Source organism: Alishewanella sp. HL-SH06 (assembly GCF_052656265.1).
In genome coordinates this window covers 2,776,287-2,794,553 of sequence record NZ_CP199752.1, presented here as the reverse complement: position 1 = coordinate 2,794,553, position 18,267 = coordinate 2,776,287, and the positions used below count along the sequence as shown (strand labels likewise).

General features: G+C 45.3%; 18 protein-coding genes. 15 read left to right on the top strand and 3 right to left on the bottom strand.

Annotated features, from left to right (window positions below):
• Positions 1-187: 187 nt before the first annotated feature.
• A complete protein-coding gene (gene metK, locus ACUJFK_RS12805) occupies positions 188-1,336 on the bottom strand; it encodes a methionine adenosyltransferase (protein WP_226751868.1) in 1,149 nt (382 codons plus the stop codon).
• A gap of 362 nt (positions 1,337-1,698) precedes the next feature.
• Between metK and tkt the strand changes: the two genes are divergently transcribed.
• The 11 genes from tkt to ACUJFK_RS12750 all read left to right on the top strand — a co-directional run bounded on the left by tkt (position 1,699) and on the right by ACUJFK_RS12750 (position 13,135).
• Positions 1,699-3,696: a transketolase gene (gene tkt / locus ACUJFK_RS12800; protein WP_306178109.1), complete on the top strand. Its 1,998-nt coding sequence runs from the start codon at positions 1,699-1,701 to the stop codon at positions 3,694-3,696.
• A 200-nt stretch (positions 3,697-3,896) separates the two neighbouring features.
• Positions 3,897-4,904 carry an erythrose-4-phosphate dehydrogenase gene (gene epd / locus ACUJFK_RS12795; protein WP_306178110.1) on the top strand — a complete coding sequence of 336 codons (1,008 nt, stop codon included), beginning with the start codon at positions 3,897-3,899 and terminating at the stop codon, positions 4,902-4,904.
• 22 nt (positions 4,905-4,926) lie between these two features.
• A complete protein-coding gene (locus ACUJFK_RS12790) occupies positions 4,927-6,105 on the top strand; it encodes a phosphoglycerate kinase (protein ID WP_445425112.1) in 1,179 nt (392 codons plus the stop codon).
• A 56-nt stretch (positions 6,106-6,161) separates the two neighbouring features.
• Positions 6,162-7,226 (top strand): class II fructose-bisphosphate aldolase, encoded by a 1,065-nt coding sequence (gene fba, locus ACUJFK_RS12785; RefSeq protein WP_229584467.1) that lies wholly within the window; start codon positions 6,162-6,164, stop codon positions 7,224-7,226.
• A gap of 244 nt (positions 7,227-7,470) precedes the next feature.
• Positions 7,471-8,241, top strand: a complete 771-nt coding sequence (locus ACUJFK_RS12780; RefSeq protein WP_226751873.1) for a DUF3450 domain-containing protein — start codon at positions 7,471-7,473, stop codon at positions 8,239-8,241.
• Between the two features lie 6 nt (positions 8,242-8,247).
• A complete protein-coding gene (locus ACUJFK_RS12775; protein WP_306178112.1) occupies positions 8,248-9,615 on the top strand; it encodes a MotA/TolQ/ExbB proton channel family protein in 1,368 nt (455 codons plus the stop codon).
• On the top strand, positions 9,615-10,142 hold the full coding sequence (locus ACUJFK_RS12770) for a MotA/TolQ/ExbB proton channel family protein (protein WP_226751875.1): 528 nt from the start codon (positions 9,615-9,617) through the stop codon (positions 10,140-10,142). The genes ACUJFK_RS12775 and ACUJFK_RS12770 overlap by 1 nt, the downstream gene beginning before the upstream one ends.
• A gap of 12 nt (positions 10,143-10,154) precedes the next feature.
• The gene (locus ACUJFK_RS12765) at positions 10,155-10,559 is read left to right on the top strand and encodes an ExbD/TolR family protein (RefSeq protein ID WP_226751876.1); all 405 of its coding nucleotides are present in this window, start codon (positions 10,155-10,157) and stop codon (positions 10,557-10,559) included.
• A 2-nt stretch (positions 10,560-10,561) separates the two neighbouring features.
• Positions 10,562-11,179 carry an energy transducer TonB gene (locus ACUJFK_RS12760; RefSeq protein WP_226751877.1) on the top strand — a complete coding sequence of 206 codons (618 nt, stop codon included), beginning with the start codon at positions 10,562-10,564 and terminating at the stop codon, positions 11,177-11,179.
• 4 nt (positions 11,180-11,183) lie between these two features.
• Positions 11,184-12,449, top strand: coding sequence for a tetratricopeptide repeat protein (locus ACUJFK_RS12755; RefSeq protein ID WP_306178114.1), 1,266 nt, complete (start codon positions 11,184-11,186; stop codon positions 12,447-12,449).
• A 77-nt stretch (positions 12,450-12,526) separates the two neighbouring features.
• Entirely contained in the window at positions 12,527-13,135 is a 609-nt protein-coding gene (locus ACUJFK_RS12750) for an acyl carrier protein phosphodiesterase (RefSeq protein ID WP_445425111.1), read from the top strand.
• A gap of 59 nt (positions 13,136-13,194) precedes the next feature.
• Here ACUJFK_RS12750 and ACUJFK_RS12745 read toward each other — a convergent pair whose 3' ends face one another.
• Positions 13,195-14,055, bottom strand: a complete 861-nt coding sequence (locus ACUJFK_RS12745) for an ion transporter (protein WP_445425110.1) — start codon at positions 14,053-14,055, stop codon at positions 13,195-13,197.
• Positions 14,056-14,085: 30 nt separating this feature from the next.
• Positions 14,086-14,322 carry a hypothetical protein gene (locus ACUJFK_RS12740; RefSeq protein ID WP_445425109.1) on the bottom strand — a complete coding sequence of 79 codons (237 nt, stop codon included), beginning with the start codon at positions 14,320-14,322 and terminating at the stop codon, positions 14,086-14,088.
• Positions 14,323-14,506: 184 nt separating this feature from the next.
• On the opposite strand from ACUJFK_RS12740, the gene ACUJFK_RS12735 reads away from it, so the two are divergent.
• The 4 genes from ACUJFK_RS12735 to ACUJFK_RS12720 all read left to right on the top strand — a co-directional run bounded on the left by ACUJFK_RS12735 (position 14,507) and on the right by ACUJFK_RS12720 (position 18,179).
• The gene (locus tag ACUJFK_RS12735) at positions 14,507-15,433 is read left to right on the top strand and encodes a M14 family metallopeptidase (protein ID WP_445425108.1); all 927 of its coding nucleotides are present in this window, start codon (positions 14,507-14,509) and stop codon (positions 15,431-15,433) included.
• A 1-nt stretch (position 15,434) separates the two neighbouring features.
• Positions 15,435-15,947: a GNAT family N-acetyltransferase gene (locus ACUJFK_RS12730; protein ID WP_445425107.1), complete on the top strand. Its 513-nt coding sequence runs from the start codon at positions 15,435-15,437 to the stop codon at positions 15,945-15,947.
• Positions 15,948-16,140: 193 nt separating this feature from the next.
• The gene (locus ACUJFK_RS12725) at positions 16,141-17,193 is read left to right on the top strand and encodes an aldo/keto reductase (protein WP_445425106.1); all 1,053 of its coding nucleotides are present in this window, start codon (positions 16,141-16,143) and stop codon (positions 17,191-17,193) included.
• Positions 17,194-17,405: 212 nt separating this feature from the next.
• The gene (locus ACUJFK_RS12720; RefSeq protein ID WP_445425105.1) at positions 17,406-18,179 is read left to right on the top strand and encodes a metalloregulator ArsR/SmtB family transcription factor; all 774 of its coding nucleotides are present in this window, start codon (positions 17,406-17,408) and stop codon (positions 18,177-18,179) included.
• Positions 18,180-18,267: the final 88 nt, after the last annotated feature.

Genomic DNA, 18,267 nt, shown 5'->3' with positions numbered 1-18,267 from the left:
AACATATCCTTTTTTTATTTTTTATTGTGTACTCACTGTTACAGTGAATGACCCTGGAAGGTACAACTTACCAATAATCATACACAAAACTTGGCGTCAGGTAAGCGGCAAATCAGCTGAACGGTCATTTAAAAAAGAAAAAAGGAGAGCTCAGCTCTCCTTTTTTTAGTTTTTATACAACAATTGCTTATTTTGCGTACTGACGCAGTAACTCGGCTTTATCGGTTTGTTCCCACGGGAACTCGTTGCGGCCGAAGTGACCATAAGCGGCCGTAGGCAGATAAATCGGTCTTTCCAGTTGCAACATTTCAATTAAACCATGTGGGCGAAGATCGAAATGTTCACGCACCAGTTTGATTAACTCATCTTCACTCAGTTTACTGGTGCCGAAGGTTTCTAAGCTGATGGAAGTTGGTTCAGCTACGCCAATGGCATAAGACACTTGTAATTCAAGACGTTCGGCTAAGCCGGCAGCCACTAAGTTTTTCGCGACATAACGTGCAGCATAAGCCGCTGAGCGGTCAACTTTTGATGGGTCTTTACCTGAGAAAGCACCACCACCGTGACGTGCCATACCACCGTAAGAGTCAACGATGATTTTACGACCGGTTAAACCACAGTCGCCCATCGGACCGCCGATGACGAAACGGCCAGTAGGGTTAATAAAATATTTGGTTTTGCTGGTGAGCCATTCTGCAGGTAATACTGGCTTAATAATGGTTTCCATAACGGCTTCACGCAAATCAGCGGTGCTGATGGTGTCACAATGCTGTGTCGACAAGACTACTGCATCAATACCGATGGGCTTACCGTCTTCATAAATAAAGCTTAACTGCGATTTCGCATCGGGACGTAACCACGGTAAAGTACCGTCTTTACGTACTTGCGCCTGACGTTGTACTAAACGGTGCGAATAAGTAATAGGAGCAGGCATCAAAACGTCGGTTTCGTTGCTTGCATAGCCAAACATTAAACCTTGGTCACCTGCGCCTTGCTCGCTTGGATCGGCACGGTCAACACCTTGGTTGATGTCAGGAGATTGTTTACCAATTGCGTTTAACACTGCGCAAGAGTCAGCATCAAAGCCCATGTCTGAATGGGTATAACCAATTTCACGCACGGTTTTGCGAACGATCTCTTCGATATCAACCCAAGCTGAAGTAGTGATTTCACCACCCACAAGCACCATACCGGTTTTAACGAAGGTTTCACACGCAACACGTGCTTTACTGTCTTGTTCTAATATTGCATCCAGCACTGCGTCTGAAATCTGATCGGCAATTTTATCCGGATGTCCTTCAGAAACTGACTCAGACGTGAAAATATGTTGTGCCATTAGTTGTTTTCCACCACGTTGGTTAATGCGGAATGCGCCAAAGCGCCTGTCTAAAATTACGCCTATTTGCAAAAGCTTGTACCGGCAAGCAATGCCAGTGCAGGTTGCAAAGTGATGGGCGCCAAAAAAATAGCCGCTAATTTTAGTGAAAATTGCGGGTAATTACCAGTAATATTTGACGCCCAGACGTCTTTCTTTCCGTCAATTACGCCAGGCGCTGTTTTTAGATCAGATGCCAAGGAAATAAAGGCATCTAGCAAGATTAACATTTGCCATCTGCCGGCAGCTGAGTGAAAATAGTGGTAATTTAAGCAGCAAGCTAGGCGCTTAACTTGCCTTGCGCCCAATTTTCAGGAGTAAACATGCCATCTCGTAAACAACTTGCTAATGCTATCCGTGCACTCAGCATGGATGCGGTACAACAAGCTAAATCGGGCCATCCAGGTGCACCCATGGGCATGGCAGATATTGCCGAAGTACTCTGGCGAGATTACTTGAAGCATAACCCAACCAATCCAAATTGGGCTGATCGTGATCGCTTTGTGTTATCAAACGGCCATGGCTCAATGCTGATTTATTCTTTACTACATCTTAGTGGTTATCAGTTAAGCATTGACGATCTAAAACAATTTCGTCAATTACACTCTAAAACCCCAGGGCACCCAGAATACGGTTATGCCCCCGGTGTAGAAACCACTACGGGTCCATTAGGGCAGGGTATTACCAACGCCGTAGGTATGGCTTTAGCAGAAAAAGCCTTAGCCGCACAATTCAATCAGCCAGGTTTTGATATCGTTGATCACTTTACTTACGTGTTCTTAGGCGATGGCTGCTTAATGGAAGGCATTTCGCATGAAGCCTGTTCTTTAGCCGGTACTTTAGGCTTAGGTAAGCTGATAGCCTTTTGGGATGATAACGGTATCTCTATCGATGGCCACGTTGAAGGCTGGTTTACTGATAATACTCCAGCACGCTTTGAGGCCTATGGCTGGCACGTTGTGCCGAATGTCGATGGGCATGATCCTGAAGCAGTAAAAGCGGCGATTGAGCAAGCGCGTGCGGTTACCGATAAGCCTACCTTGATTTGTTGTAAAACGGTGATTGGTTATGGTTCGCCAAATAAAGGTGGTAGCCATGATTGTCATGGTGCACCGCTGGGCGATGCCGAAATTGCCGCTGCTCGCGCCTTTTTACAATGGCCACATGCGCCTTTTGATATTCCTGCTGATATTTATGCAGATTGGGATGCGAAAACCACAGGCCAACAAGCAGAAGCTAAGTGGCAACAGCTTTTTGCTAGCTATCAAGCCGCTCACCCCGCTTTAGCTGCGGAGTTTTTACGTCGTAGTAGCGGTGCATTACCGGCAAATTGGGCTGAGCAAAGCCAGGCCTATATCGCCAAGCTACAAGCTAACCCGGCAACGATTGCCACGCGCAAAGCATCGCAAAATGCACTAAATAATTTTGGCCCCTTATTGCCTGAGTTTATGGGCGGTTCGGCTGATTTAGCCGGTTCTAACCTGACTATTTGGTCGGGCAGTAAGCCCCTGACTGCCAAGGATGCCAGCGGTAATTATGTTTATTACGGCGTGCGTGAGTTTGGTATGTCAGCCATGATGAATGGTATTGCCTTGCATGGCGGCTTTGTACCTTATGGTGCGACTTTCTTAATGTTTATGGAATATGCACGCAATGCCGTGCGCATGGCCGCATTAATGAAGCAACGGGTTATTTTTGTTTATACGCACGATTCCATTGGTTTAGGTGAAGATGGTCCAACACACCAACCGGTAGAGCAACTGGCTAGCTTACGTGTTACCCCTAATTTAATGAATTGGCGTCCTTGTGACCAAGTTGAATCAGCGGTGGCTTGGCAACAAGCTATTGAGCGAACTGAAGGACCAAGCAGCTTGATTTTTACGCGTCAAAACTTGGTGCAGCAAACCCGTAATGCTGAGCAATTAGACGCGATTAAACGCGGTGGTTATGTGCTATTAGATAGCGCTGATACACCTGAACTGATTTTTATTGCTACAGGTTCAGAAGTTGAACTGGCCATGCAAGCAGCAAAACAATTACAAGCTGACGGAAAAGCGGTACGTGTTGTTTCCATGCCATCTACTGATGTGTTTGAGCAACAAGATGCTACATATCGTGAAGCCGTTTTGCCAAAAGCCGTGACTAAACGTGTTGCGGTAGAAGCGGGCATTACAGATACATGGTATAAGTATGTGGGTTTGAACGGTGCCATCATTGGTATGAACTCTTTTGGTGAGTCAGCACCGGCAGAGCAATTATTTGCTCACTTTGGTATTACTACCGAAAAAGTACTTGAGGCTGCTCAGCAATTACTGAGTTAAGTTAAGCTTTTATAACGGCTCATGTTGAGCCTGTGCTGTTCATCTCAACGCTAATGGGGCGAACAAGGCCTCGTTACGCCAGCAAGGATGCATGAGGTAAAGTGGTGATGAATTGCATCATCACTCTGCTTCATTTCATATTAGCACGGCGCGTTAGGTGCACAGTATTACCCGCAGATAAGGTTCTTGCAGTTACGTTTATGGCAATAAAACTGGCAATAAACGGCTTTGGCCGTATTGGACGCAATATCTTACGTGCTATTTATGAAAATGGCTGGCAAAAGCAATTTCAAGTCGTCGCGATTAATGAATTGGCCGACGCAGCTGGTGTCGCACATTTATTAAAGTATGACAGCTCGCATGGTCGATTTGGTTATGCTGTGCAATCGTTTCCTGGGGGGATAACGGTGGCTGGCGATAATATTGCCCTGTTTGCAGAGGCCGATCCGCTGGAATTACCTTGGCGCGAATTAGCAGTAGATGTGGTACTGGAATGCACCGGCATTTTTTCTACGAGAGAGCACGCACAGTGGCATCTCGATGCCGGTGCCAAGCAAGTGTTATTTTCACATCCCGCGGCAGCGGACATTGATGCCACTATTATTTACGGTATTAATCAGCACTTACTCGAACCGAGCATGCAAGTTATTTCAGCCGGTTCTTGCACCACCAATTGTATTGTGCCCGTGATTCAGGTGCTCGATCAGCATTTTGGTGTGGAAAGCGGTACCATCACAACGATTCATGCCTCGATGAATGATCAACAAGTAATCGATGCTTATCATCCCGATCTACGCCGCACGCGAGCGGCCAGTCAATCGATTATACCGGTGGATACCAAATTAGCCTTGGGTATCGAACGCATCATGCCACACTTGGCCGGCCGTTTTGAAGCCATTGCAGTGCGGGTGCCTACGTTAAATGTCACGGCAATGGATTTAAGCGTTACCTTAGATCACGATGTCAGTATTCATGATATCAACCGGGTGTTACGCGAAGCCAGCCAACAAGCATTGCGCGGTATCCTAGATTATACTGAAGAGCCTTTAGTTTCTGTCGATTTTAATCATGATCCGCATTCCTGTATTGTTGATGGCTCGCAAACGCGGGTTAGTCATAAACGATTAGTTAAGTGTCTAGTTTGGTGCGATAACGAGTGGGGTTTTGCCAATCGTATGTTGGATACCGCCAGAGCTATGGCAGGGTAAGCTTTTTGCAATGGAGAATAAAATGTCAGTAATTCGCATGTCCGAACTGGATCTTAGCGGTAAAAGAGTGTTAATCCGCGAAGATTTAAATGTTCCTGTTAGTGAAGGGGTTGTTACCTCTGATGCGCGCTTAAGAGCGGCAATGCCTACCATCGAGTTAGCGTTAAGCAAGGGCGCCAAAGTGATGGTGATGTCGCATTTAGGTCGACCTGAAGAAGGCGTCTTTGACAGCGCATCATCAATGCAACCTGTGGCTGATTATTTAGCAAAAGCTCTTACTGTTCCTGTGCGGTTAGTAGCCGATTATCTCGAGGGGATCGAGGTTAACGCTGGTGAAGTGGTGGTTTTTGAAAACGTGCGCTTTAACAAAGGCGAAGGCAAAAACAATGACGAGTTGGCAAAAAAGTTAGCGGCATTATGTGATGTGTTTGTGATGGACGCTTTCGGTACTGCGCACCGCGCACAAGCGTCTACTCACGGTGTGGCTAAGTACGCACCTGTTGCCTGTGCGGGCCCTTTGCTCACCGCTGAATTAGATGCCTTAGCCGCAGCATTGAAGAATCCGAAACGGCCATTAGTAGCTATTGTTGGTGGTTCTAAAGTTTCAACTAAACTCACGGTGCTTGAATCTTTATCCAATATTGTGGACCAACTGATTGTCGGTGGTGGTATTGCCAATACCTTTATTGCAGCAAATGGCCATAATGTCGGTAAATCGTTATGTGAAAATGATTTAATCCCAGAAGCGCAGCGCTTGATGGCGCAAGCAAAAGCGCGCGGTGGCAACATTCCTGTACCCACAGATGTCGTGGTGGGTAGCGCCTTTAGTGCTGACACAGTAGCGGTTTTAAAACCGGTTGCTACAGTTAACCAAGATGACATGATCTTTGATATCGGACCAGACAGCATTGCAGAACTTACCGCTATACTAAAACAAGCTGGCACGATAGTCTGGAATGGTCCTGTTGGGGTATTCGAATTTGCGCAGTTTGGCGCAGGTACTGAAGCTTTAGCTCGCGCTATTGCAGAAAGCTCAGCGTTTTCTATTGCAGGTGGAGGTGATACCTTAGCTGCAATTGATAAATATGGTGTAGCGGCAGATATTTCTTATATTTCAACCGGTGGTGGTGCCTTTTTAGAGTTTTTAGAAGGTAAAACTTTACCCGCGGTCGCCATTTTAGAAGAACGTGCAAAAAAATAACAAAATAACAAAACTAAAATCTTACTACTGTACCTAACACAAAAAGAGAGGAACTCATGGCACTGATATCATTACGGCAAATGCTGGATCACGCCGCCGAATTTGGTTACGGCATCCCAGCATTTAACGTGAATAATCTGGAGCAAATGCGCGCTATTATGCTGGCAGCTGAGAAAACCGATAGTCCGGTTATCGTGCAAGCATCAGCAGGCGCGCGGAAATACGCTGGCGCACCTTTCTTGCGTCACTTAATTTTAGCTGCGGTGGAAGAGTTTCCACATGTGCCGGTTGTGATGCATCAAGACCACGGTACCTCTTTAGGTATTTGTCAACGCTCAATTCAGTTAGGCTTTTCATCTGTCATGATGGATGGTTCGCTAGCGGAGGACGGTAAAACGCCGACTGACTATGCTTACAATGTGAATATAACGCGCAAAGTTGTTGAAATAGCGCATGCTTGTGGTGTATCAGTAGAGGGCGAGTTAGGTTGTTTGGGCTCGCTTGAAACTGGCGACGCGGGTGAAGAGGATGGCATTGGTGCCGTGGGTAAACTAACGCACGATCAAATGCTTACTGATCCGGAAGAAGCCGCACAGTTTGTTCGCGAAACACATGTTGATGCCTTAGCCATTGCTTGTGGTACTTCTCATGGGGCCTATAAGTTTAGTCGGCCACCAACAGACGACATTCTGGCGATTGACCGGATTAAAGCGATCCACCAACGTATTCCAAATACCCACCTTGTTATGCATGGCTCTTCTTCAGTGCCGCAAGACTGGTTGGAGATTATTAATGAATATGGCGGTGCTATTCCTGAAACCTATGGCGTTCCGGTTGAACAGATCCAACAGGGAATCAAATTTGGTGTGCGCAAAATTAACATCGATACTGATTTGCGCTTAGCCTCTACAGGTGCTATTCGTCGTTATATGGCAAAGCATCCTGCAGAATTCGATCCTCGAAAGTATTTACAAGAGTCCGTGAAGGCGATGTCTGATATCTGTATTGCACGTTATGAGGCATTCGGCTGTGCTGGCCAAGGTAGTAAAATTAAGCCATTATCTTTAGATGCTATGGTAGATTTGTATACGGCGGGCAAATTAGTGCCGCATATAAAATAAGCAGAGTTATTAATAAGAGTTAAAAAAAATTAATAATGAGTTTATCGGTACTCAGAAAATGGTGTTAAACCATACAAAACCCGCATAAATACAGGTGTTTCAGGGGCGTCTGTCAGTTGACATCTTACTTTTTACCTGTAATGATGCGGTTGGTTTACCCTCTAAAACGAGGGTCTGCTGTCGTTTTAAACGGCGACCCTTACAACATCAGGTTACGTTAATCAGCAATCATTGGTTGGGAACTATGTTTAATAAAAAAACTCATATGAGTCTTGTGGCCTCTGCGTTGGCAGGCAGCTTCGCGCTGGCTGGTTCAGCTGCAGCAACAGACTTAAAAGATCTTCATCAAGCAAATAATCAAATTCAACGTGCTGCTGTTCAGTCACAAGAGAAAATCAACACAATTTATGAGCAAGCTCAGGAATTGTTAGGTGAGTACCGTGTAGTTGTTGACCAAACAGACAATTTAAAAGTATACAACGATTTCTTAGCTACCTTAGTTGCTGACCAACAACGTCAAATCAACTCTGTGCAACGCCAGATTGATGGCCTTGAGAGAACTAACCAAGGTACAGTACCGCTCATGTTCCGCATGATCGATTCTTTAGAGCAATTCATCAAAGCCGATATTCCACTGCGTACTGAACGTCGTTTAGAGCGTATTGAGCGGTTACGTGAATTGATGGCTCGCTCAGACGTACAACGTTCAGAGCAATTCCGTCAAATCCTAGAAGCCTATGAAATTGAAATGGGTTACGGTAGCGAGTTAGCCGCTTTCCAAGGCACGTTAACCACTGGCGGTAGCGAAATTACTGTTGATTACGTTCACTTAGGCCGTTTATCTTTAATGGCAATCGCTTTAGATGGCAGCGCTGGTTGGGTGTTCAATAAGAGCACTGGCGAGTGGGTTTCATTAGACGCTTCCTATTTACCTTCAGTAGGTAACTTTATCAAGATGGCTCGTCGTGAAGCCACGCTTGAAATGGATCGTGTACCACTTTTCGCAGCGGAGTAAGAATAGATGAAAATGGCAATTAAAAGTTTAGTTGTTGCTGCGGCAGTTACACTTTCTGCGTCAGTAGCATTCAACGCGGTAGCGAATACCGAAAAGTTAGACCAATTACTGCAACAAATTCAACAGCAACGCACCGTTGAAGGTCGCGTTAACCAAGAGCGTGAGCGTGCATTCTTAGCTGAGCGTGCCGATAAGCAAGCATTATTAAATGCGGCGAAAAAAGCCTTAGCTGATCAAGAAGCTCGTGGTAAACGTTTACAGCAAGAATATGCTCAAAACGACATCCTTATCGCCCAAAAGCAACAAGAGTTACAAAGTGCTTTAGGTACAATGGGTGAGGTATTCGGTGTGGTTCGTCAAACAGCCAACAAAACACTCGGTACCATTAGCAGCTCAATCATCAGCGCTCAGTATCCTGGCCGTGATGTACCATTACGTGAAATCGCTGCAGCAACTGAACTTCCAACGTTAGATCAAATGGAAGACCTGTGGGTTGCTATGTTAACTGAAATGACTGAATCAGCTAAAATTTCAAAATTTGACGCTGAAGTGGTTGAATTAGCCGGTGGTACTTCTACACAACGTGTAACTCGTTTGGGTGCTTTCCACTTAACCACAGCGACTGATTATTTGATCCGTAACGTTGATACTGACCAAATACAGCCACTGGGTCGTGCTCCACAGTCTAAAATCCAAAGCTCAGTTGCTACGTTTAACAGCGCAGGTGCTGGTGAATTAGCGGGTATGTATGTGGATCCAACAAAAGGTAACTCACTGTTACGTTTAAATCAGCAACGCGCAACATTGATGGAATACTACCATCAGGGTGGCACGGTTGGTTATTTGATCACCGTATTATTAGCTATCGGTTTACTGATTGCTTTAGAGCGTATCCTAGTATTAGCTGCTGTTGGCGGAAAAATGCGTGCACAGCTGAAAAATCTGGGTACACCATCAGAGAAAAACCCACTGGGTCGTATTCTGAAAGTTTATCATGACAACAAATCTGCTGATGTTGAAAACTTAGAGCTTAAGTTAGACGAAGCTATCCTGCGTGAAACCCCAGCGGTTGACCGTGGTATCGGCTTAATTAAACTGTTTGCTGCAGTAGCACCGTTAATGGGTCTATTAGGTACAGTAATCGGTATGATTTTAACGTTCCAACAAATCACGTTATACGGTACAGGTGACCCGAAACTGATGGCAGGTTCAATCTCTTTAGCATTGGTAACAACTGCGCTAGGTCTGATTTGTGCTTTACCATTACTGTTTGTTCACAGCATCGTTCAGTCACGTGCTAAATCAATTCTACAAGTTCTAGATGAGCAAAGCGCGGGTATTGTTGCTGCTCACGCGGAGAAGGAGAAAGCCTAATGAATCTCCAGCTAGTAGGGCTGTGGGAATCAGTACAGGATTTTATCCATACGGGAGGCAACGTCCTGTACGTTGTCGCCATAGTGCTCTTCATTATGTGGGTGTTGATGATAGAGCGTTACTGGTATGTCACTTCAATCTTTCCTAAGATGAAACGGGAAATTATTGCTAAGTGGGATGCTCGGGAAGATACAACTTCCTGGTATGCGCATAAAGTCCGTGATTGCTGGATTTCTGAAGCGACGGATCAACTCGATCAAAGAATGTTACTGATTAAGACACTGGTTGCAATGTGCCCATTAGTGGGTCTGCTTGGAACGGTAACGGGTATGATTGCGGTGTTCGATATTATGGCCACCCAAGGTACCGGTAACCCTCGCACAATGGCGGCGGGTATCTCCATGGCAACTATCCCGACAATGGCGGGTATGGTTGCGGCTTTGTCAGGTGTATTTTTCAGTTCGCGGCTGGAAGTGAAAGTCAAACGAGAGAAAGCTGATCTCGTAGACAGCTTACCGCATCATTAAGAGAGAATTTTTATGGCACGTAAACGTATACGCGAAGACGAAGAAGCCGCAATCGACATTACGCCGATGATGGATATCGTTTTCATTATGTTGATCTTCTTTATCGTTACGACTTCTTTCGTGAAAGAAGCGGGTATCGATGTCAACAAACCTGAAGCGGCCCAGGCCACTAAAAAGCCTAGTGCGACAATCTTTATTGCTATCCGTGCTAACGGTGAAGTTTGGATGGACAAGCGTCCGGTTGATGTAGAGAGGGTTTCTGCAAACATCGAGCGGTTAAGAGCTGAGTCACCTACTGATACCATTATCATTCAGGCAGACAAAGAATCGAAACACGGTGTAGTAATGGAAGTTATGGACCAGATTAAAGCAGCTGATCCGTCGCTTGTTATTACTGTTGCTGGGGAGAATAACTAATTATGGTACGTTTCCTAACATCGTTAATTATCGGTGCCGTGGTAACGTTCCTGTTGTTTCTGATTATGGCGCTGCTCATTGAGGGCAGCGGCGAGCGGCGTCCTCCTGAGCAGGAGCGTATTATTATAGAAATTAATACGACACCGCCGGATTCAGATACACAGACGCGGACTCCACCACCACCGCCACCACCGCCACCACCGGCTCAGCCGCCTAAACAGCAGCAGCCGGAGCCAGAAATGAGCAATACTGCCGGTGCCGTGTCGTTCAATATGCCAGGTCTTGATCTGGGTGCAAACACGGGGTTAGGTGATCCAGGCTCTTTATTACGTGACGGTGATGCAACGCCTATCGTACGTATTGAACCACGGTATCCTGTGCAAGCAGCGCGTGACGGCTTACAAGGCTGGGTACGTTTAAGCTTTACTATCATGGAAGACGGCAGTGTGGATGAGGTTGAAGTGATTGAAGCCGAACCACGTCGTGTATTCGACCGTGAAGCTATCCGTGCTCTGCGTCGTTGGAAATATAGCCCGAAAGTTGTTGATGGCAAGCCAATGCGCCAGCCTGGTCAACAAGTACAGCTAGATTTCAGCTTAGACATGCAACAGGGAGATTAAAGAAATGAGAAAATTATCTTTATTAACCTCAGCTCTGATCGTTGCCGCCAGTTTTAGTTTTTCTGTGCCAGCAATGGCACAGGTTAACATTACTGATGCTGACAGAGCGCGCATTGAAGAACGCAAAAACCGTAAAACGCAGTTACCTGGTGAACGGGTAGGTCGCGGTGTAACTAAAGCGTTTGAGCTATACAGCGAAGAGAAAATTGACGAAGCCTTGCAAGTATTGCAAGAAATTCGTGGTGGTAATGATTTTGATAATGCGTTTTTAGCACGTTTTATCGGTTCTTTATATGCCACTAAAGATACCAAGCAAGCGATCAAGTATCTTGAGCAAGCCGTTAAGTCTGACTTATTAAGTTTTGCGGATCATTCTGCATCGTTAAAGTTGGTTGCAGATTTGCAGTCAATGGAGAACATGCATAAAGATGCCATTAGAAACTATGAAGCTTGGATGAAGTTTACCGGTGAGCAAGACCCAGATGTTTATCTGCGTATTGCGAATGCTTACTACCAACTAGGTGATTACAAAAACGTTCTTACTCCGATTGATAATGCTATTCGTTATGCCAAAGAGCCTAACAAACAGTATTACATGCTGAAAATGGGCGCCTTGTATGAGTCTAAAAACTACCCTAAGACGGTAGAAACGGTAGAAACCATGGTGCAATTGTTTCCTGAAGAACGCCAATATTGGGTTTACTTAGGTAACTTTTATACTTTAGTTGAAGATTACCAAAAGTCGTTAAGTGCTCTGCAAATCGCTTACAACAATGGTTATTTGCAATCAGAGTCTGAGCTGAAAACGCTGGGACAAATGTATGCAAATAACAACATTCCGCATAAAGCGGCAGCGATTTACGAAAAATACATGAAAAGCGGTAAGATCAAAAAAGATCGTACCATGTTAAATGCTATTGCATCTAACTTCCAAGCTGCTCGTGAATTTGCTAAAGCTGCTGAGTACTATGGTGAATTAGCTAAAATGACCAATGAAGCTGATGCGTATCGTCGCCAAGGTATGGCTTACTTAGCCATCCAAAAGTACAACGATGCCATTAAAGCATTTGATGCCTCTTTAGCCATTGATTCACGTGATGCCGGTAAGATCCATATGAGCCTGATGGAAGCTTACTTCTATCAAGGTAAATATCGCGAAGCGAATGCTGCATTGCAAGCGGCCAAGCGGGATCCTGCAACTGAGCGTCAAACACGTAGTTGGCAGAGTTATATCAATGAAAAAGCGCGTGTAAAAAACATCAGCTTATAATTGATACGCTTACTAAAAAACCCGCTATATAGCGGGTTTTTTTATCAGATTGTTTAAGTAATTTTGTATTACAGGTAATGATGAACTATTTGGCACATATGGCTTTAGCGCAGCCTACAGCGTCATCGTTAGTGGGGAATTTGTTGGGTGACTTCTCTAAAGGCGTATGCCTTGTTTCACTTGCCCCCTCAATTAAAGCCGGCCTTGCTAATCATCGTGCAGTAGATGCTTTTACTGATGCAGATAGTGCTATTTGTTTGGCTAAACGGCAATTTTCATCGACAAGACGGCGCTTTGCTGGGGTGGCTTTAGATGTATTATTTGACCACTTTTTAACAGTGCATTGGTCCCGCTTTTATGCAGAACCTTTTAGTCGCGCTAAGTTAGCGCTTTACCAGCAACTAGCCCATGCGGAGCCTATAATGCCAGCGCAGATGTTGTGGACTATGCAAAAAGTACGGCAGCAAGATTGGTTTGAAAGTTACCAGCAATTACCTCGAGTCGGCATGGCGTTAGATAGGATTGCTCAGCGAATTCGTTTTGCTAATCAATTCGATGGCATTATTACTGAAATTACCCCGCGCTATACTGAGCTTGAACAGGTATTTTTAGACTTTTATCCTAGGTTACAACAGCATGTGCGACAACAGGCTTTAGAGCCGATTATCATGCCCACACAGCGTTAGCTAGTGCCCTGCAAGCCTATCAAGCCTGTAAATGGTTATTTCTTTGAAGCGGTATGGCTTTAGCCCTCGGTATTTTTTTGTTGTTCAAACAGTTTGCTGGCTTCCGCGGCTCTTCTTTCTTCTAAATGTTTTAAGTGTTGTGCTTTATGTTCGCGAGCTTGTTGATAAGCATCGCTAAAAGCGGCCGCCAATATGCCCGTAGGCATGGCGACTAAACCAATACCAATTAACGCGGTTATTCCGGCACAGAACTTACCCAGTGGCGACAGGGGGGTGACATCGCCATAACCCACAGTGGTGAGTGTGGCAATAGACCACCACATGGTACGCGGTATACTGCCAAAATCTTCTGGGTTACTTTTCCCTTCCACCAAATATAACAATATCGACGTGAGTAACAGTAATAAAAGGGCTATTAGAAAGCTAATGCCCAATTCGGTTTGTCGTTTACGAATGGATTGCAGCAGTAAAGTGAGGGAGTAATTAAAGCGTGTCAGCCGGGATAAACGCAGAATACGGAAAACGCGCATCAAACGAATCACCAACAGCGGTAAATCTTCGGACAATGGCATAAAAGTTAACAGTACTAAGATATCCAGCAAAGTCCAGCCAGAGATAATAAAGCGCCAACGGCTAATGCCCTGTTCACCATGCCCATAGGGTGCAATATAGATACGTAAGGCTAACTCAGTAGCAAATATGATTAATAATATCTGATTAATTAAAACAAAGTATTCAGGATAAGCCTCTGTTAATAAAGGCTCTGTTTCTAATATGGCGAAGATGGTGGAAAGTACAATAACAATACATATGAAAAAATTGAATGGCGATAGCCCTTCTTGACGCCATGACGAAGGATCTATTTGTTTTGCCAGCCAATTTCTTTTGTTCATAGCGGTTAAAGCACTTGTTTTACTCATAAACTAGCCTAGCAGTACTGGGCTTTCGACTCAAGCGTCGTCCTTGTTTTGCAGTGTAATAGCATGGCTTAATTTAAATATCAGTGGGCGCAAGATAACTTCTGCCAAAATGGCCGCATACAACCAGCTTATCAATAACACGCTTATCCCGGCCGGTAATACGTTTTGCTTTAATGTACTTTCGTAGTAAAACACGCTAATTAATCCCAGTAAGCTGCATAAAAAAGCAGCACAGGGAAAGTTGCGGCGGGTTTCTGATAACGCCAAGCCTATTCAAATACAGCGACACGTAGCTGTCGGGCTTAATTATATTCTTTGCCGTAGATTATTGTCGTAATAACGTTCTATGATCTGGGCCTCGTAGCTGCTTTCAGGTAGGCTGTTTATGGCAATTTAAACTGTTATACAATTTAGACAGTGAGGTTAGATAGCAGCGCTAACAGAGGACATTATGACAGAAGTATATTACCCGATTGGCCGTTTAGGCCAGCCTTGGCAAGCGGCTGAGAAACAACAATGGTTGGCGTTACAAAAAGTGCAACGCAGTTATCAGCAGGATGTGTTAGCGTTATTATCCACGCTCGATGCGCATTTCGAGAGAGAACAATATGGTGAGGTCGATTATCAAGCGCAAGGTTTTGCTTGTTACCCGCTGTATATTTTAAAGAGTCGTGATTGGCGAAACGATAAACCCTTAGCGTTAATTACCGGTGGCGTACATGGTTATGAAACCAGTGGTGTGCATGGCGCTTTGCGATTTGCGGCGCAGCATGCTGTAGCGTATTTAGCTGATTTTAATCTGCTAATTGCACCTTGTATTAGCCCTTGGGCCTATGAAACGATTAATCGCTGGAACCCTTTGGCGGTGGATCCAAATCGCTCATTTAGCGGTGATAGTGCAAGTGATGAAGCACGTTATTTACGTGAGTATTTACAGCGACTGGCTATCACCCCTTTGTTACACATTGATTTACATGAAACGACCGACAGTGATAATACGGAGTTTCGCCCAGCAAAAGCTGCACGCGATGGCACCGTCAATACCAATTGGAACATTCCGGATGGTTTTTACCTCGTTGGCGATGCAGAACGACCCGAGCCGGCTTTTCAGCAAGCAATTATTAATGAAGTCGCCAAGGTAACGCATATCGCACCGCCGGACGAAAACGGTGAGTTAATTGGTGATCCTATGGTACAACCGGGGGTGATTAATTATCCAAAAAAAGCCTTGGGTTTATGCGGTCGTGTTACAGAGGCCCCATATGTGACCACCACTGAAGTGTATCCAGACAGCCCCAGTGCCACGCCTGAACAATGCGTTATGGCACAAGTTACCGCGATTTGTGCTGCTTTAAACTTTGTTAGGCAAGCGAGCTAGTATGGATGTCAGGATCCGTCTGCTGCAAGCGGATGATCTTGCTAAGGTGGTTGCCTTGCAAGATCACTGCTATAGCGACGATTTATATGAACCGCCGGCGTTACTTGGTGCGCGTTTAAAGGTGGCGGCAGAAAGTTGCTGGATGGCCGAAAATACGGCAGGTGAGTTACTTGGCTATTTATTCAGTTATCCTGCGCTGACGCAGCATGTGACTGTTTTAGCCAGTCAATTTGAGCGTGCAGCGGCAGCGGATCTATTGTATCTGCATGATCTGGCCGTTAGTGAGGCTGCACGGGGTAAAGGTATTGCCGCCATACTGTTAAAACAAGCTGAGCAGCATGCGGCTGCTTTATCGCTGCCATGTTTAGCCTTAGTTGCTGTTCAAAAATCGCAGCGTTTTTGGCATAAACAGGGCTTTATTGCGAAAAGGCTCATAGCCGAAAAAGCACAGTGCGCTTTGCATAGTTATGGCTTAGATGCAGTGTATATGCAGAAGCCTTTAACCAGTGGCTAATTTTTTAGTGATGCGTATATCAAGCTGCTCTTTGCAGCTGTTGTAACTGCTAAAAACTGGCCTGTTGGCTTTTAGTCTCTGGGGCTTTAGCCTTATTGCCTGCTTGTAACATCTACAGTAGCGCCGCAACGAGTCACTAAAATGCAGAGTAATCTGCTATAGTCGGCTTATTTGAATAAATTCAGAGACAAACATGCAGTATTCAACATTAGGTAGCAGCGATCTTAGTGTATCTCGAGTTTGCTTAGGCACGATGACTTGGGGCCAGCAAAATACCCAGGCAGATGCCAATGCGCAGTTAGCATTGGCGTTAGAGGCTGGTGTCAACTTTATTGATACAGCTGAGCTTTACGCTATTCCGCCACGTCCTGAAACTTATGGCGCCACAGAGCGAATTTTGGGTAATTGGTTAAGCCGCCATCCTGCGCAACGCGATAAGTTGATTATTGCCAGCAAAATTGCCGGTAATGGTATTAGTCACATTCGTAACGGTAGCCCGATCAGCCCGCAAAGTATCATCGCAGCCGTTGAAGGCTCACTTAGCCGTTTAAATACCGACTATATCGATTTATATCAATTACATTGGCCGAATCGCACATCTCCACATTTTGGTAAGCATGCGGTTAACCGCATCAATTTTGCTACGGTCAATGTGCAGCAGCAACAAGATGAGATCTTAGCGATTTTGCAGACACTGGCCGATTTAGTGCAGGCCGGTAAAATCCGTTATTGTGGTTTGTCAAATGAAACCCCATGGGGGATCAGCCAATATTTGCAGTTAAGTAAGCAGCATAACTTGCCTCGAATGGTCTCAGTGCAAAACGAATTTGGTCCGCTGCACACCAAAGACTGGCCTTATTTGTTAGAGCAATGTCAGCATGAGCAATTGGCATACCTGCCTTGGTCGCCTTTGGCGGGTGGGGCATTGTCGGGTAAATATCTCGGCGGGGCGCGACCTGCCGGCAGTCGCTGGTCTATCGCTCAGCGTAATGGCTTATTTCGAGATACCGCACAATCTAATGCCGCGATCGCTGACTTTGTTGCACTGGCGGCGAATTTTCGCATCAGTCCAACGCAGCTAGCATTAAGCTGGACCAATCAAGTTGTCGGCGTTACCTCCACGATAATCGGCGCCACTAACACTCAACAATTACAGGAAAATATTGCGGCTTTTGCCATACCGCTAAAACCTGCAGTACTTGATGCCATGAACGATTGGTTACAACGGCATCCACAGACCTTTTAAATTTCCCTTCTGCTTTCACCATCAGCACTGAGCCTATGCTCGGAGCTGATGGTGGATCATTTCTTTATCTCAGTATGCGTAAAGTCGGTAACGACGGGTCCGTTTCAAAATGTGTTATGTGGCAGTTTGATGAACTTTGCGTTTTAGGCTTGCAGTTTCAATAAACACATATAATATAATTCGCATATTCGTTTTTTCATATGTGAATAATTGTGACATTACCCACTCTACTGTTTATTTGCACCGAGAACTCCGCGCGTTCTATTTTAGCGGAAGGCTTAGCTCGGCATAAATATGCGGATCGTTTTACATTATACAGTGGGGGTAGTGCGCCTGCTGTTGCCGATCCTCGCGCTTTAAGTACTTTAGCCGCTCAGGGTATCAGTACCGAGGGTTTGTACGCCAAACCCCTCAGTAAATATCGGCATATCAATTTTGATTATGCGATTGTGCTATGCAATAAAACAACGGCAGAGTGCGCCAACGAAATCACCGCTAAGCATTTATTGGCTTGGGATTTTAGCGATCCAAAGCAAAGTTCTGATTCTCATGCTTTTGAAACTACACTTCATCAATTAGCCGAGCGCTTAAGTATGTTTGTGCTGCTATACGATCGACAGCATCAGCACAAACCCTTAACCCCACTGAGTTTTTTTAAATTACTGGCCGATGAAACCCGGCTCAATGCGTTGTTATTAATTATGGCCGAGCAAGAATTATGTGTTTGCGAGCTCACGACCGCCTTACAAGATACCCAGCCCAAAATTTCACGCCACTTGGCCATGCTGAGAAAAGCCGCGGTGCTGCTCGACCGTCGTCAGGGGCAGTGGGTGTATTACCGTTTAAATCCAACCTTAGCGCCGTGGGCGCAAGCTTGCCTTAAGCAGACGGCGGTCGCGCAGCAACCCTTTCTCGCGCCGTTACAAGCGAATCTTGCGGCTATGGGCGATCGTCCAACGCGTGACAGTCAATGTTGTAGTGAATAACGATGCACTTTACAAAGTCAACACAGAGTTTTAAGCGCTTGGCATTGTGGCTGGCAAAAGTTTAAAAACGGCCGCAATAGTCGAAACT

Excerpts from the sequence above, each read along its gene's own strand:
- ACUJFK_RS12725 (WP_445425106.1), top strand. The coding sequence starts at position 16,141 with ATGCAGTATTCAACATTAGGTAGCAGCGATCTTAGTGTATCTCGAGTT.
- ACUJFK_RS12745 (WP_445425110.1), bottom strand. The coding sequence starts at position 14,055 with ATGAGTAAAACAAGTGCTTTAACCGCTATGAACAAAAGAAATTGGCTG.
- ACUJFK_RS12760 (WP_226751877.1), top strand. The coding sequence starts at position 10,562 with ATGGTACGTTTCCTAACATCGTTAATTATCGGTGCCGTGGTAACGTTC.
- epd (WP_306178110.1), top strand. The coding sequence starts at position 3,897 with ATGGCAATAAAACTGGCAATAAACGGCTTTGGCCGTATTGGACGCAAT.
- ACUJFK_RS12790 (WP_445425112.1), top strand. The coding sequence starts at position 4,927 with ATGTCAGTAATTCGCATGTCCGAACTGGATCTTAGCGGTAAAAGAGTG.
- ACUJFK_RS12735 (WP_445425108.1), top strand. The coding sequence starts at position 14,507 with ATGACAGAAGTATATTACCCGATTGGCCGTTTAGGCCAGCCTTGGCAA.
- fba (WP_229584467.1), top strand. The coding sequence starts at position 6,162 with ATGGCACTGATATCATTACGGCAAATGCTGGATCACGCCGCCGAATTT.
- ACUJFK_RS12780 (WP_226751873.1), top strand. The coding sequence starts at position 7,471 with ATGTTTAATAAAAAAACTCATATGAGTCTTGTGGCCTCTGCGTTGGCA.
- tkt (WP_306178109.1), top strand. The coding sequence starts at position 1,699 with ATGCCATCTCGTAAACAACTTGCTAATGCTATCCGTGCACTCAGCATG.
- ACUJFK_RS12730 (WP_445425107.1), top strand. The coding sequence starts at position 15,435 with ATGGATGTCAGGATCCGTCTGCTGCAAGCGGATGATCTTGCTAAGGTG.
- ACUJFK_RS12765 (WP_226751876.1), top strand. The coding sequence starts at position 10,155 with ATGGCACGTAAACGTATACGCGAAGACGAAGAAGCCGCAATCGACATT.
- ACUJFK_RS12775 (WP_306178112.1), top strand. The coding sequence starts at position 8,248 with ATGAAAATGGCAATTAAAAGTTTAGTTGTTGCTGCGGCAGTTACACTT.
- metK (WP_226751868.1), bottom strand. The coding sequence starts at position 1,336 with ATGGCACAACATATTTTCACGTCTGAGTCAGTTTCTGAAGGACATCCG.
- ACUJFK_RS12755 (WP_306178114.1), top strand. The coding sequence starts at position 11,184 with ATGAGAAAATTATCTTTATTAACCTCAGCTCTGATCGTTGCCGCCAGT.
- ACUJFK_RS12770 (WP_226751875.1), top strand. The coding sequence starts at position 9,615 with ATGAATCTCCAGCTAGTAGGGCTGTGGGAATCAGTACAGGATTTTATC.
- ACUJFK_RS12750 (WP_445425111.1), top strand. The coding sequence starts at position 12,527 with ATGATGAACTATTTGGCACATATGGCTTTAGCGCAGCCTACAGCGTCA.